Genomic DNA, 14,907 nt, shown 5'->3' on the forward strand with positions numbered 1-14,907 from the left:
ATGAAAATTTAGTTGAAAAATATCCAGCACTTATTTCCATTGAAGATGGATTTTCTGAACATGACTGGGAGGGCTTTGCAGCTCAAACGAAAGCTCAAGGTCAAAAAATTCAATTAGTAGGTGATGATATTTTTGTGACAAATCCCCAAATTTTCAAAGAAGGAATTAAAAAGGACGTAGCAAATGCTATTTTGATTAAACTTAATCAAATCGGAACAGTAACTGAAGCGATTGAAGCCATTAGTTTAGCGAGAAAAGCAGGCTATAAGACAATGATTTCTCACCGTTCAGGTGAAACAGTTGATAGCTACATTGCCGATTTTGCCGTAGCCATGCATGCTGGTCAGATAAAAACAGGTTCAATGGCTCGAAGTGAACGGGTTGAAAAATATAATCAATTCTTGCGAATTGAAGAAGATTTAGGAAAAGATGTAGCTCTTGCTAAATTTCCAGGATAGATAAAAATAAAAAAACATTAATTTTTATAATTAATGTTTTTTTATTTTTAAGAATGTGAATTTATAGAGGAGAAGAGGGGATTCGAACCCCCGATACGCTTGTGACGTATACACACTTTCCAGGCGTGCTCCTTTACTGTTTGTGGTTTATCTAAATAGTTTTTTATTATTTCCTGTTGTTTAATATTTAAAAATAATCTATTCTTTTTTTTAGTAGTTCTGAATGAATATTGACTACTCGTATGATTTTTTCTATATATGTCTTACTAACGCCTAACTCGTCTGCTAACTCCTTTATTATATCCGATACTTTTTCTAAACTTAATATTTCGTGTGGCTCAACTTGTTCACCGTCTAAAACGTAGTCATGGATCTTACCATTCTTTCGGACAATCTGGACAGTATCACCTTTAACAAAACCATTGTCCATAGCCTCTTTAAATTCATCATAGGTTAGCATTATATCATTCTCCTTTTCTATTCGTAATCGATACAGAAAAATAGAACTGTGTTATATCTCAGATTAAATAAAAGATACTAAAAAAGCTTACTATAAACTAAGCTTTTTTATCTTTAATAGATGATGTTATATTTTTAGCAGATTCTAAAGAGTTGAATCCTAATAATAGAGCACGCTCATCGTTATTTTTACAAAGATTCCGTATACTTTTTTGAATATCATGCCAATTATATTTGGGATTTATTTGATTTACAAGTTCGACAATTATTATTATTACAACGGAAAGTCGATTGGTCGGTTTTTTTATAATCGTATCGTTCTTAGTGCTCTCAATAATATATAGATATCGATTCCAATATTTACGGGTTTTAGGTTTAGTTGTTAACTTTATATCAACTAGATTCGAATTGTGAGCACATATATTCCTTATAAAATTAAGACATTTCATCCATGCAACAAGTTCTTCGTTGCTACATTTATAGTATGAGGATATTGATTCCAAATTAGATTCACTCATAATATCGAGGATTTTTACAATATCTCCAAACATTAACAAGTCAATCCCGAGCCAAACTGATGGAAATCCATCAGGATCTGTATTTATTTTATTATTTAACTCAGAAGATTGACTAAGCTTAACTATTTTTGACAATCTTTTCTTTATCGAAAATTGCTCTTTTTCAATTTGAAACTTTGTATATTTTTTACGATTTGACCATGAAGAAAAATTCATTGTTTTAGATGGATGATTACTTCATTTTTTTATACTTAACAAATAAAATTTATTACAAGTGGTTTTTTCACTACATCACTAAAAATAAAATATTGAAATTCAATAAAAAATAAAATATACTATATACAATTTTAATTTTTTTGAAAAGGAGAAAATTATGAAATTCCGTCGACAACACTACCGTCCTCAAGTAGATCAGATGGATTGTGGGGTTGCCTCTCTAGCCATGATATTTAGTGTCTACGGATCCTATTACTCGATTGCTCACCTACGTGAGTTGGCGAAGACTACGACAGAAGGGACTACTGCTTTAGGATTAGTTAGAGTAAGTAAAGAACTAGGATTTGAAACACGTGCTATACGAGCAGATATGTCATTGTTTGATATAGAAGATATATCCTATCCTTTTATAGTTCATGTAAAAAAAAAATGAGAACCTTCTGCATTACTACGTAGTCACTGGTCATGATAAAAAAACTATACACATAGCTGATCCAGATCCATCTGTCAAAATGATTAAAATGTCTCGAGAACACTTTGAGAATGAATGGACTGGTGTGGCTATTTTTCTTGCTCCTACTCCAGATTATAAACCTCATAAAGATGCAAAAAATGGTCTATTATCTTTTATTCCAATTTTAACCAGACAAAAAAGGTTGATTATAAATATTATTTTAGCTACTTTACTTGTTACTTTAATAAACATTGTTGGTTCATACTATTTACAATCTATTATTGATACTTATGTTCCAGACCAGATGAGAAGTACATTAGGGATAGTCTCTATTGGTTTAGTATTAGTATATATATTGCAACAAATATTAAATTATGCTCAAGATTATCTCCTTTTGATATTAGGCCAAAGATTATCTATAGATGTTATACTTTCTTATATTAAGCATGTATTTCATCTTCCGATGTCTTTCTTTGCTACACGCCGAACTGGCGAAATAGTTTCTCGGTTTACAGATGCTAATAGTATCATTGATGCTCTTGCTAGTACAATTCTGTCAATTTTTCTAGACGTTTCAATCGTATTTATAATATCTATAGTGTTATTTTCTCAAAATATATATTTATTTTTCATCAGTCTTTTAGCACTTCCGATCTATACGGTTATCATCTTTTCCTTCATGAAACCATTCGAACGAATGAACCGTGATACCATGGAAACCAATGCAATACTATCTTCTTCTATTATCGAAGATATTAATGGAATTGAAACCATAAAATCTCTGACAAGCGAAAATTCTCGCTACCAAAAAATTGACAAAGAGTTTGTCTCTTATCTGAAAAAGTCTTTCATCTACAGTCGTGCAGAAAGTCAACAAAAAGCCTTAAAAAAAGTTGCTCAATTAATACTCAATGTTGCTATTCTCTGGATGGGAGCAATACTAGTAATGAACAATCAGATGACCCTTGGGCAACTAATCACCTATAACACCTTACTTGTTTACTTCACAAACCCTCTAGAAAACATCATTAACTTACAAACTAAATTACAAACAGCTCAAGTAGCCAATAATCGACTTAATGAAGTCTATCTAGTAAAGTCGGAATTTGCCGAAAAGAAGACTGTACAAGATATGAGCTTGATAAAAGGAGACATAACATTTAAGAATGTTAGCTATCAATATGGTTATGGTCGTAATATACTTACGGATATCAATCTAAATATTGTCGAAGGTTCTAAAATTGCATTTGTAGGAATTTCTGGTTCCGGTAAAACTACTCTAGCTAAAATGATGGTTAACTTCTATGATCCTAGTCAAGGAGAAATATCAATTGGGAATATAAATCTCAACCAAATTAACAAACACACATTGAGACGCTATATCAATTATTTACCTCAGCAACCCTATGTCTTCAATGGAAGCATTTTAGAAAATTTACTTTTAGGGGCAAAAGAAGGGACGACACAAAAAGATATTTTGAAGGCTGTTGAGCTAGCTGGAATACGTTCTGACATTGAAAAAATGCCTCTTAATTATCAAACAGAACTAACTTCAGATGGTGCAGGGATTTCTGGGGGGCAACGTCAACGAATTGCTTTGGCACGAGCCCTCTTGACTGATGCTCCTATCTTAATATTGGATGAGGCTACTAGCAGTTTAGATATTCTTACTGAGAAAAAAATTGTAGACAACCTTATGAATCTTGACAAAACAATCATTTTTATCGCTCATCGTTTAACTATTGCAGAACGAGCTGAGCATGTAGTTGTTTTAGATCAAGGACATATTGTAGAACAGGGGTCTCATAATGAATTGTTGTCCCAAAATGGTTTTTATGCCAATCTAGTAAATAGTTAGAAAGAGGAAACATGGATCAAGAATTATTAGAAAGTGCTGAATTTTATAACCTACGTTACCATAATTTTTCCAGTCGAGTTATCATTCCAACTACACTACTTTTTGTCTTTGTCTTTCTATTTTCTATTTTTGCAAAGAAAGAAATTACTATTTCAAGTGGAGCTACCATTGAGCCAAATCGTATCATTGTAAATATCCAATCTACAAGTAACAACACTATTATTACTAATAAATTAAGCGAAAATAAATCTGTTAAAAAAGGCGAACTTCTCATACAATATCAAGATGGAGCAGAAAGTGTTCAACAATCCAGCTACGCTAGCCAATTAGATATGTTACGTGATCAAAAACAACAGCTAGAGTATCTACAAAAAAGCTTAGAAAGTGGGAATGATCAATTTCCTACTAAAGATAACTTTGGTTACCAACAAACTTTTTATGACTATCTTAATCAAGCTCAAAGTTTGCGTTCAAATACAAATCAACAAAATGCTACTATAGCTTCTCAAAATGCAGCTTCTTCTAATTCACAAGCTGAACTAGGAAATATCATTTCAGATGTACAATCGAAAATTGAAGACTATCAAATAGCTAAATCTGCTATTCAAAATGATACGACACTAGATAGTTCAAATATTGGTTACTCCATCTACCAAAATTATAAAAATCAGTCTAGCTCCGATAACTCCAATGTCTTAAAAAGTCAATCTATCGCACAAATTGATTCTCAAATATCCCAAATGGAAAGCAACCTTTCTAATTATCGTGTTCAATATGCAGGTTCAGGCGCTCAGCAAGCATATTCAAGCAGCCTAGCTAGTCAGTTAGAATCTCTTCGGTCTCAGCAACTTTCTCGCGTAGGACAAGAATTAGGTAATATCAATCAAAAAATTATAGAAGCTGAGACAGGAAAAAATATGCAAACTAATATTGTTCAAAAAGGTAAAATCGTCGCTCCTGAAGATGGAATTGTCCATTTGAATACAGAAACTAGTAATTCTGTAATTATTCCAGAAGGAAATCTCATTGCGCAATTGTATCCTTTACTAACAACAGAAAAGAAGGTTAAGATAACTGCTTATGTTCCCTCAAAAGATATAGCTCAAATTAAGGTTGGAGATCAGATTCGATTCACTACCATTGATAATATAAGTAAACAGCAAAATCTAACTTCAAAAATCTCTTCTATTGACACATCTGCCACCAAGACTGAGAAAGGGAGCTTTTTTAAAGTAGAAGCTGAAACTAAATTGACTAATCAGGAAGCTAAAAAAATCCGTTATGGGTTAGAAGGTCGTATAGTAATGATTACAGGTAAAAAGAGTTATTTTCAATATTACTTGGATCAGTTTTTAAAGAAAAATTAATTTAATAAAAAATAAAATTCGTATTTGTTCTGACAACATGATATAAAAGTCATGTTGTTTTTTTATTTTTAAGTATGACCTAAACGGAAAGCTTTGTGTAAAATATTAATGTCTCTTTTACAAGTGTTTTTTTAATAGCATGGTATATAAATCATATCAGGAAGAATATAAAAAAATTTTTTGATTTAACTTTACAGACCAAAGAGGGGTGTAATACATCTCCCTCGGCAGAGCGTTTTACCTTTGTACGTTGCGAAGCAATGTCAAAGGTGCAAAAACGTTACTCTTTGCCAAAGAGTAACAGAAACTCCCACTAAATCCCGACTGTAGATTATGATTTTTACGTCTGTTTTAAATCGACAATATAGACGCAGAATAGCGATAGCGCTGCGGCATAGCCCGCTTTTCGGGCTAAATTGAGCGTTTTTAGTTTGTTAATGGTTTTATATACTGACCCACGTTTAAGCCCAATAATGGGCCTATATGTTGTCCATCTTTTATATAAATAATGGACTTATACATGTTCCATGATTTTATCATTTCGTGGTCTACTATATATCCCATTATTCTATATTTTCATGGTCCTATATATAGTCCATTTTCTACTCAAATCATGGACAACTATGTAGACCATTATTTGTATTTTTCATGGACTTATATATAAACCCACGAAATGGACAAAACATGGATCTCTATATCTATCCATATTTTTATTAACTAGATTATTAGCCTAGTTAAATTCTTTGAGTGTTGCGTTTTTTTCTTCTGTTTTGTCTTTTTTTTTAACAAAAAATGGCATACTATGAGTAGCTATTCAAAGGTAGGTTTAAATCATGAATAAAACAATGACATTATCTTTTAAAACAAACCCAAGAAAAACGAATATAAGACACAATAACCGCGAACTAACAGAAAAAGAGTTTAACAGCGACGCTCATAAACACATTCAGCGCGAAAAATCGAAATACAATATTCAGATTTTCAAACGTGATATCAAAGATGTTTATCACGAACTATTTGACGACGCACTGAATGCTTACAACACAAAGCAAAAAAGAAAAGATCGCAAGATTGATGACTACTATAAACACGTCCAAAAATCCAAAAATTTGGACCTGCAGAGGGAATTCATTGTTGCAGTCGGTAATAAGGCAGATTGGGAAAGACTAAGTTTTGAAGAAAAGCAAGAGGCGGGAGAGGCCCTGAAACGCTACGTAATCGATTTTAACGAACGGCACGATAATATGACCATTTACAATGCTATCGTCCATCTGGACGAATCTGGGGCCCCTCACGCACACTTTAACGTGGTTCCAACAGCAACTGGATACAAAAATGGGCTTGCTGTGCAACCATCGTTTAGAAAGGCTCTGGAACAGGAAGGCTTCGGCCCATCTGGGAGGGAACAGCTTAAAGCGTTTAGAGATGCAGAAGTTCATCGTCTGCATGAATTTGTACATGAAATCGGAATTGACCGAAAAGCTGGTCAGACGAATGATATCAAGGATATGCGCGAGTACAAAGACGCGATGGAATACATTGAGAATCGAAAATCAAATCAAATCGTTAAAATGCAACGCGAAGAAAAGGCTCATGAAGAAAAGATGCACGAGCTAGACGAGCGATTGCGAAAGCAAGAAGAAATGATCCGAAAAAGAGATGAAGCATTTAAGGCTAGTAAGAGGAAGCAAGCTAGAATTATCAAGGAGTATAACGATGAGATTGTTAGCAAATCTGAAGAACTTGACCTCGAAATGATCAAAGATGATACGGTCGATGCGATGTTGAAGATGCAGCTGATCGCGGATAAGCCACTCGACGACAAGCGCAACTATAAAATCGAAGAAAAAGGCTTTGGCAAGGAAAAACAACGCTACGTAATGGTTCCAGAAAAAGACTTTGACGACTTGGCACGTAGGGCTAATTCTGGCCCGTTGATGCAGTTGTTAGAGGATTTTAAAGAGCATATTCTTGGTTTAGGAATTGTAAAGCGCCTGAGGGCTACAATTGCTAAACTAAAAGAAGAAATGGCTGGTCTACTTAGAGAAAATGATAGCTTATCTAAAGAATTAACGGCTGTAATTGAAGATAGAAACAAATACAGATCTCAATTATTGGATCAAGAATATTATCTGACAGATAAAGAGCGAGATGAGATTGCTGAGAAGATCATTCAGAGAAAGGATCTTGAACTAGAAGATGGGGATAGAGATAGGGCATTTGAAAGAGATGATCTCGATCTTAGCAGATAGATAATCTACTTGTGACTTCAGTAAAAGTATGTGTTTTTTTGGTAGCACTTTACGACGATAATCTATCTTTGTCAATAAAAAATCTAAATTTTTATCTAAAGGGAGTAAGACGATTTGGTTATCCTTTTGTTTTGCTTGAAAAAGTAAAATACTAGTTGTCTTCAAAATAAAAGATTCTCTAATACCTACCTTAGATACCCCTTGAAGGAAAGCTACCGTAGCAATCAAATCAAACGTGAATCGTAAGACCACAAACGTATATTTTTTATCTTGCTTTCTTCTTCTAAAATAATATGTATAGGTATAGGTATTAGTACGCAAAAGCGCAAAAACCTGAAAAAGCCTGTTATATAAGGCTTTTTGGGTTTTAAGTGCTACCGTTTTAACACATTAGTGCTACTGATTTAACACATTAGTGCTACCGTTTTAACACATAAATGCTACTGTTTTAACACATAAATGCTACTGTTTTAACAAAAAGTTGCACTTTGTTTTAAACAGTGGTATAATAGCACTACAGAAAGGCAAGAAAGATGAACGAAGTAGAAAAGCAACCAGAAGTTTGGCAATTGACCAATATAAAGAACAAGCAGTTGGCTAAAAGCAAAAATTTTCGCATAACAAGTTTAGCAAACAGAATGACGACAGCGCAGAATATATTATTTTCTTTCGCATTGCTAAACGCAAAAGTCGATGGCGATTTTGCTGAAGCCACTTTTACAATTGATGAACTAAAAAATTTTGTTTCTCTTTTAGATTATGAAAGACACAGAACATCACGAATTTTACAAGATCTAAAAGCAGTTGGGGAAAGCAGTATTTTGATGATCGATGAGAAGATGATTAATGATCCTCTGAATGGCTCTGCTAAAGGAATTATGATTTTCAGTTCTTATTCTTATCAAAAAGGGAAATACCATTTTATATTTAATTCAAATAAGATCGAAAAAGATGGTGTAGCTCCAATAATTGGAGTTTTGAGATCTAGAGAAGAAAATCCGTTGATCTATAGACTAGATATGTTTGCCTCTCTCAATTTTTCAGGGCAAGCGTTGTATGAAAATATCCTAATAGCTAATCAATCGGGTTTACGAAAAATTCAATTAAGCAATGAGGATCTTCGCGGAATTTTTGGTACTTTCGGGAAATCAATGGAACGATACGATGCAATCAAACGAAAACATTTAGCTCCAGCCGTCGAAAATATCAATAGCAATACAGAATTAAACATCATTTATGAGCCGTTAAAAAATGGTAGAAAAATAATTGGTGCAGAATTGCGATGGACTACTGAGAAGACAAAATTAGCTTCAAAGGCACAAATAGCAACTGCGACTGAGTTGTATGTTGAACTACTAGGATTTGGATATGCTCAAGATAATAGCCTTCTCAAGGAATTATACAACATCAATGAAAAAACTATAGGTGATGCAATAAACATTATTAAAAGAGCAACTAAAGAAATTAGCGAAATTAGGTTGGCTATTGAAAAAACGGCACAAAAAAAAGAAACTACTGTTAAACCTAATAATCCAGTAATGGAAAGCAAGGTAATTTCCAAAAAAGAATCGAACGAATATGGTTGGTTTTTCAGCCGCTTTGAATCAGTTGAAAAACCAACAGAATCGGAAATATTGGGATACTTAAATGACTTTGTTGAATCCGATAGGAAGAATGTATTAGAGTTGGCATATGAGATTTTCGATCGAAATGGCGGGGAAAAAGCAACATACATAGCAACCGTTCTTCGAAATTGGAGACAAAAAGGTATAACGACGGTTGAAGATGCAAGAAAATCTTATGAAGCAAGTTATGCTGTTAAACGTGATGAGAAAAAGACTAGGAAACGGAGTACAAAAACAAATGTTCCGAAGTGGTCGAAACAGGATTATAAAAATGAAACGACAGAAGAAGAACAGGCCGACATGAAGAAAGAAAAAAATAAGTTACTAGCTAAAATAGACAATCCATCGCAAGAGCCACCCGTTGTCGAAGGACAAACCAATATTTACGATTTTTTAGACGAATAAAAAGGACGGCTTATCCGTCTTTTTTTATTGCTTTGTTTTTAACTAGTTTAATAGCCTAGTTAGATTATGAAATCGTAAAAAACAGGGCTTCGATTTTTAGCTGCATTTTATAATTGTTTTATTATGTTTTGAAGAATTAAAAATCGGGGTGGGATATTTACCTTGCCAGCCACTTTGATTTTGTTTTCTACAGTAATTGATAAGGAAATGAGAGCTAAAAATCGATTTCAATAAAATATCTGTACAGAAAATGTATAGAAAGTGCTATAATTGTTATACATAACGTTATGTATAACGTATATAATCGACGAAAAAGAGGTGGGGAAAATGAGTGTGCAAATCAGTATGCGTGTATCAAAAGAACAAAAAGAAAGGCTTGTCGAACTTTCTAAAAAGCAGAATAAAAGTCTAACACAATATGTGTTAGATAGATGTATTGTAGAAGATGTCGATACAAATGTAGATGACTCTACACGCTCTAGCATACGTGTAGAAAAGATGCTACAAAGCCAAATAGAGCAGTTGCGTGAGGATTTTGAACGCGAACGTACTCAATTGGTGGATCAAATCGATCAAAAAGACAAGCAGATTGCTGACATGATTGAAACAAGCAACAGCCAACTTCAACTGATTGGAGCTCTGACAGTAAGGAATGAGACCCTACTATTAGAACATAAAAAGAAATGGTGGAAATTCTGGGAATAGCTTTGTGTATCTCATTTATTTTAGCTTTATATACATTAAAAAATCCCTCTCAAATTCCTCTGATGTACCCATTTTTTGACACATGCCTAATCTCGTGATATAATGGTTTTACGAAAATGTAGTGCACAAGCACACCGAAGCCCCTAAGGAATGCCAGTTCCCTAGGGGCTTTTTTGTCGGTGTCGGGCTAGCTTTAGCGTTTGTCCTTGCTATCTAACCACTTGCAAATGTAATGTGCCGTTACTTCTGCCACGATAGCAAGTAAGACGTCGAAAATGTAATGCACTCGCTCCACCTCCTTTCGCATTGACTTGCGGAAGGTTTCGCTTCAGCATTTATTATTATATCATGCCCGCTTGCTTTATTCCAAGTTCCTTTTGACGACAAGAAACCCTTGCTGGCCGTACTTTGTCCCTGTTCCTCGGAAACGCTAAAGCTTTTCGGCTGGTCCCTCCCTAGCGTAACCCAAAGTCATTTTTCCAAAATGACTAGTCGGACCTTTTCGTTATTGTCCGACAAAATTTAATATGCTTCAAAACTATATTTTAAACAATTTATTTAATCTTTCTAACTCTAATACACTCATATATACTTCTACTCCAGTAACTACCCCCTTACTATAAATAATTCCACAAGAAAACACAATCCTCTCCTGACTCAAAATATTTGACAATACTACAAAAGATTCCAAAACATAATCCTCTCAAGGATAAACTAAATCCCTAGAGGACTGTTGTCTTCTAGGGATTTTTACGCTCTTTTTTGATTAACGAGTATTTTGAGGCTAAATGCCGACTATCCTCGTCGTCCAACTATTCACATTAGATACGATTAAAAAAATTCTATTCTGCTCATTTTTTTAACTATTCGGTAAAATTTTCGAAATTTTGATACCGAATAGTTAATTTTTTTTGTATAAAATGTTAAAAAATTATGCTGAGATAGCCATTCTGAGCTGATTTCAGTTTAGAGGGCGGACAATCTATCGCTAAAATTCCTTACAGTCCCAACGGTTAGGGTTGTTTTTTCGCTTATTGTTCAACTTTCCGAAAAAGACCAATTTTTCGGAAAGTTGAACAATGAACTAATTAAAATACTTAGTTAACTAACATTGTGAGCAGTCAAAAACCAGAGATTAAGTTTCAGGATACTTGAAGAGTATTTTCTAAAAGTATTGTAGAAACATGAATATAGCTACTATGATTTGTATTTCTTGCGGCGTGCTGTAGAATATAATTTTTAACAAGATACTATTTTTGAATTGCATATAACAAAAAAACGATATGACTTAAAAGTCATGTCGTTTTTTTATTTTTTTTATTAAAATAATGCCATATAAAATATTCGAATGAAGAAAGTTAGAAAAACTTCTGAAGTCTATCAAAGCATAAATTAAAAATCATGCAGGAGGAATCTTTTTATGGATTATCAACATCCACCTTGAATATTTAATTTATAGGTGCTTTACAAAAATATTTTATAATATAGTTGAAGGAGAAAAAAATGATTCAGAAAGAATTTAAAACTTTAAAAGACGAAGAACTTTGCTGTGTCCAAGGTGGTGGCATGATTTGTACACTATATATGGGGTATCATCCACCAGTTTCGGTCGAAAGTAGTTACATAACAGGATCAAAACTAGCGAGAATTTTTGATTCGTATAGTATTTTTCCGTAAAAAAGATGATAAAGGATCATGATAATGAAGTATCTTAAACATGTATTATCCATACTAATATTTTTAACTATAGATCAATTTATTTTGGAAAATATTGCCGTGTATATTACAACTGTGTTTAATGGTAGTATCACTTTCATGATCCTTTGTCTTTTGATGCTTCAAATATTTTTGATAAGCTTTATTGTATTATGGATGAAAAAGGAAATACCGCTAAATTTTAAAATTCCAAAATGGAAATGGTTTTACCTTTGCTTCTTTATCTTAGCCATCATTTTGTCAATATTAGAATCTTGGATCAAAAATGTTTTCCATGATTTTATCATCTTAGCACCGTCCGTACCTCACCTTAAATATCCTAGTTCTGTCTATTTAAAGGGACCAGGTATTTCAAGTATATTGTTTTTCATTTATGCAATTGGGATAGGACCTGTTATGGAAGAAGTGATATTTAGAGCTTATGTAATGAATGCATTCTTCAAGAACAATAAATATCACTTAGATGTATTACTTTCAGGAATGCTGTTTGGAGTAATACACCTGATTTTTAGGTACAGAGATCCTATTTCCTTCGCTATTTATTTTGTTTATGGTTTATTTTTTGCTGGGATTTATAAGAAGTACAAAGATATAAGATTAGTAATTTTACTGCACAGTTTTTGTAATTTTTATGGTTATTTAAAACCTATTTGGATTTTCGTCTACAATTATATATACTGGCATTTCTTGGTGTAACATTACGGATAAAAAATGAAAATGTGGACATATTTTTAACAATAGAAAAAGCAAAATTATAACTACCTTTGTATACCCAATTTATCATAAAATTAAAATAGGGCTCCCCACCTATTAAACCTAATCTAAACCTTATTTGATTTAAAATATAATATTTCAGAGCAATGAAGCATTTAATAAGTTACATTGCTTTTTTAAATAAAAATGTATGGTAGAGCTAAGCTAGGTTTTTCTTAGCTATCTATTCAACCTAAGAAGCTAGTAAAAACTAGCATTATATAGGAAGAAAGTTTTTATAGATTGCTTTACAATTTACCTAAAAGTTAGCAAATAGGTAAGCAAAAATATCAATCATTTTACGAGTTCAGCAGGCAAGAGACTAGCACCAGCAAGGTGCTTTTTTAGTTGCCTCCGCCTAGTTCCTTTATTATATCTGATACCTTTTCTAAACTCAATGTTTCGTGTGGCTCAACTCGTTCACCGTCTAAAACGTAATCATGGATCTTACCATTCTTTCGGACAATCTGGACAGTATCACCTTTAATAAAACCATTGTCCATAGCCTCTTTAAATTCATCATAGGTTAGCATTGTATTATCTCCTTTTCTATAGTATTCGTAATTGATACAGAAAAACGTATCTTTTTAAGTAATTCTATTATAGCGAAAAATGTTAGCAAACATTAGCATAAATTGGTATAGACACCCCTTAAAAATCTGAAAAAATGGCGCGTGATACAAGCGAACACCTTGTGGTGGCTCTCCTAGGCTCATAATAGAGGCGGGGGTCGTTTTTAATAGCGTCTAGGATTTATTTATACCACCCTTATTATAAAATCGTGCTACGGGCTTTTTAGAAGGGTTTTATACCAACATTCCCCAACAATTAGGCGTTTTATATCAAGTTTTTTCAGCAATTAAAAAAACGCTACGATAAACCAAGCGCTTGAATTTTTTATGAATGAATTAGTCATATCTTGTTTTTCTAGTACACGTTAGAACACTTACACAGGAGCAAATTATAGTGATTATAACACAATTTTGTTTAATGATAAATGTATTTTTAAAAAAATCAGTTTCAAAAATTTGACCTCATAAAAATAAAATGGTAATCTAACAATAGATGGGTATGGTGCACACCCGAAACCGTTTCAAGAAATAGCTTGAATCTAATGGCGCCTACAAAGCAAAGCCTTTTTTTGACTTACAAGGCATTAAAGGCAAAGAAAAGGAGAATTATTATGACAGTCACAATCGAAAACATCCACGCAAGAGAAATTTTTGATTCTAGAGGAAATCCAACCGTTGAGGTAGATGTTAGATTAACAGATGGAACACTAGGACGTGCAGCAGTACCCTCAGGAGCATCAACCGGAGACCGTGAAGCAGTTGAATTAAGAGATGGCGGAGCCCGCCTTCAAGGGAAAGGCGTTTCTAAAGCCGTCGCAAATGTCAATGGCGAAATTTATGAAGCATTGAAAGGACAATCACCATTTAATCAAGCAAAATTAGATCATTTGATGATTGAGCTTGACGGGACAAAAAATAAATCTCGTTTAGGGGCTAATGCAATTTTAGGGGTTTCAATGGCCATTTCTCGTGCGGCAGCGAATAGTGAAAAAATTCCACTCTATCGCTATCTTGGTGGAGTTGATTTGGAACTTCCACAACCATTTTTCAATGTCATTAATGGTGGAGTACATGCCGATTCAGGAATTGACGTTCAAGAATTTTTGATTACACCAGTCAAACGGGACAGCTTTCGCGATGGTTTAGAAAAAATTGCAAATATCTACCATACTCTGAAGAAAATTTTATCTGACAAAGGGCTAGAAACAGCCGTAGGTGATGAAGGTGGCTTTGCCCCTAAACTTGGTTCTACTGAAAATGCAATTGCTACACTTTATCAAGCAATTGAAAGTGCAGGATATGTTCCTGGTGAAGAAATTGCGATTGCCATTGACCCAGCTTCAAGTGAATTTTATGATGATAAAGAAAAAGTTTATCGTTTTGAAGGGCAAAATTTGACTTCTAAAGAACTATTGACTTACTATGAAAATTTAGTTGAAAAATATCCAGCACTTATTTCCATTGAAGATGGATTTTCTGAACATGACTGGGAGGGCTTTGCAGCTCAAACGAAAGCTCAAGGTCAAAAAATTCAATTAGTAGGTGATGA

The 14,907-nt window shown here is 33.5% G+C and carries 10 protein-coding genes, 2 pseudogenes and 1 riboswitch; of the genes and pseudogenes, 9 read left to right on the forward strand and 3 right to left on the reverse strand.

Translation table 11 applies throughout. The features are described from left to right. Positions 1-458, forward strand: a pseudogene (locus QM870_RS10085) (phosphopyruvate hydratase); the annotation flags it as partial. Between the two features lie 187 nt (positions 459-645). Here the strand turns inward: QM870_RS10085 and QM870_RS10090 are convergent. Then, positions 646-918 (reverse strand): competence regulator inhibitor paratox, encoded by a 273-nt coding sequence (locus tag QM870_RS10090; RefSeq protein ID WP_442759092.1) that lies wholly within the window; start codon positions 916-918, stop codon positions 646-648. A gap of 97 nt (positions 919-1,015) precedes the next feature. Further along, the gene (locus QM870_RS10095) at positions 1,016-1,651 is read right to left on the reverse strand and encodes an Abi family protein (protein ID WP_414369484.1); all 636 of its coding nucleotides are present in this window, start codon (positions 1,649-1,651) and stop codon (positions 1,016-1,018) included. Between the two features lie 157 nt (positions 1,652-1,808). Here QM870_RS10095 and comA point away from each other — a divergent pair. From comA to QM870_RS10130, 7 genes and pseudogenes are all read left to right on the forward strand, one after another. Beyond that, positions 1,809-3,963 (forward strand): annotated as a pseudogene (gene comA / locus QM870_RS10100) (peptide cleavage/export ABC transporter ComA). An 11-nt stretch (positions 3,964-3,974) separates the two neighbouring features. Beyond that, positions 3,975-5,330 carry a bacteriocin secretion accessory protein gene (locus QM870_RS10105; protein ID WP_129299866.1) on the forward strand — a complete coding sequence of 452 codons (1,356 nt, stop codon included), beginning with the start codon at positions 3,975-3,977 and terminating at the stop codon, positions 5,328-5,330. 833 nt (positions 5,331-6,163) lie between these two features. Further along, positions 6,164-7,582 (forward strand): plasmid recombination protein, encoded by a 1,419-nt coding sequence (locus QM870_RS10110; protein WP_227223980.1) that lies wholly within the window; start codon positions 6,164-6,166, stop codon positions 7,580-7,582. Between the two features lie 533 nt (positions 7,583-8,115). Further along, a complete protein-coding gene (locus tag QM870_RS10115; RefSeq protein WP_129299864.1) occupies positions 8,116-9,612 on the forward strand; it encodes a DnaD domain protein in 1,497 nt (498 codons plus the stop codon). A gap of 327 nt (positions 9,613-9,939) precedes the next feature. After that, the gene (locus tag QM870_RS10120; RefSeq protein ID WP_129299863.1) at positions 9,940-10,317 is read left to right on the forward strand and encodes a hypothetical protein; all 378 of its coding nucleotides are present in this window, start codon (positions 9,940-9,942) and stop codon (positions 10,315-10,317) included. Positions 10,318-11,820: 1,503 nt separating this feature from the next. Beyond that, positions 11,821-11,994, forward strand: coding sequence for a hypothetical protein (locus QM870_RS10125; protein WP_164978956.1), 174 nt, complete (start codon positions 11,821-11,823; stop codon positions 11,992-11,994). 24 nt (positions 11,995-12,018) lie between these two features. Further along, a complete protein-coding gene (locus QM870_RS10130; protein ID WP_414369488.1) occupies positions 12,019-12,729 on the forward strand; it encodes a CPBP family intramembrane glutamic endopeptidase in 711 nt (236 codons plus the stop codon). Between the two features lie 401 nt (positions 12,730-13,130). Here the strand turns inward: QM870_RS10130 and QM870_RS10135 are convergent, their stop codons facing one another. Beyond that, positions 13,131-13,319: a competence regulator inhibitor paratox gene (locus QM870_RS10135; protein ID WP_214256135.1), complete on the reverse strand. Its 189-nt coding sequence runs from the start codon at positions 13,317-13,319 to the stop codon at positions 13,131-13,133. Positions 13,320-13,844: 525 nt separating this feature from the next. After that, positions 13,845-13,917, forward strand: a riboswitch (Fluoride riboswitch). A gap of 52 nt (positions 13,918-13,969) precedes the next feature. Here QM870_RS10135 and eno point away from each other — a divergent pair. Next, positions 13,970-14,907 (forward strand): phosphopyruvate hydratase (gene eno / locus QM870_RS10140; RefSeq protein ID WP_414369490.1); only part of this gene is annotated, 938 nt, incomplete at its 3' end.

It is taken from the genome of Streptococcus parasanguinis (genome assembly GCF_047463195.1).
GTDB lineage: Bacteria > Bacillota > Bacilli > Lactobacillales > Streptococcaceae > Streptococcus > Streptococcus parasanguinis_R.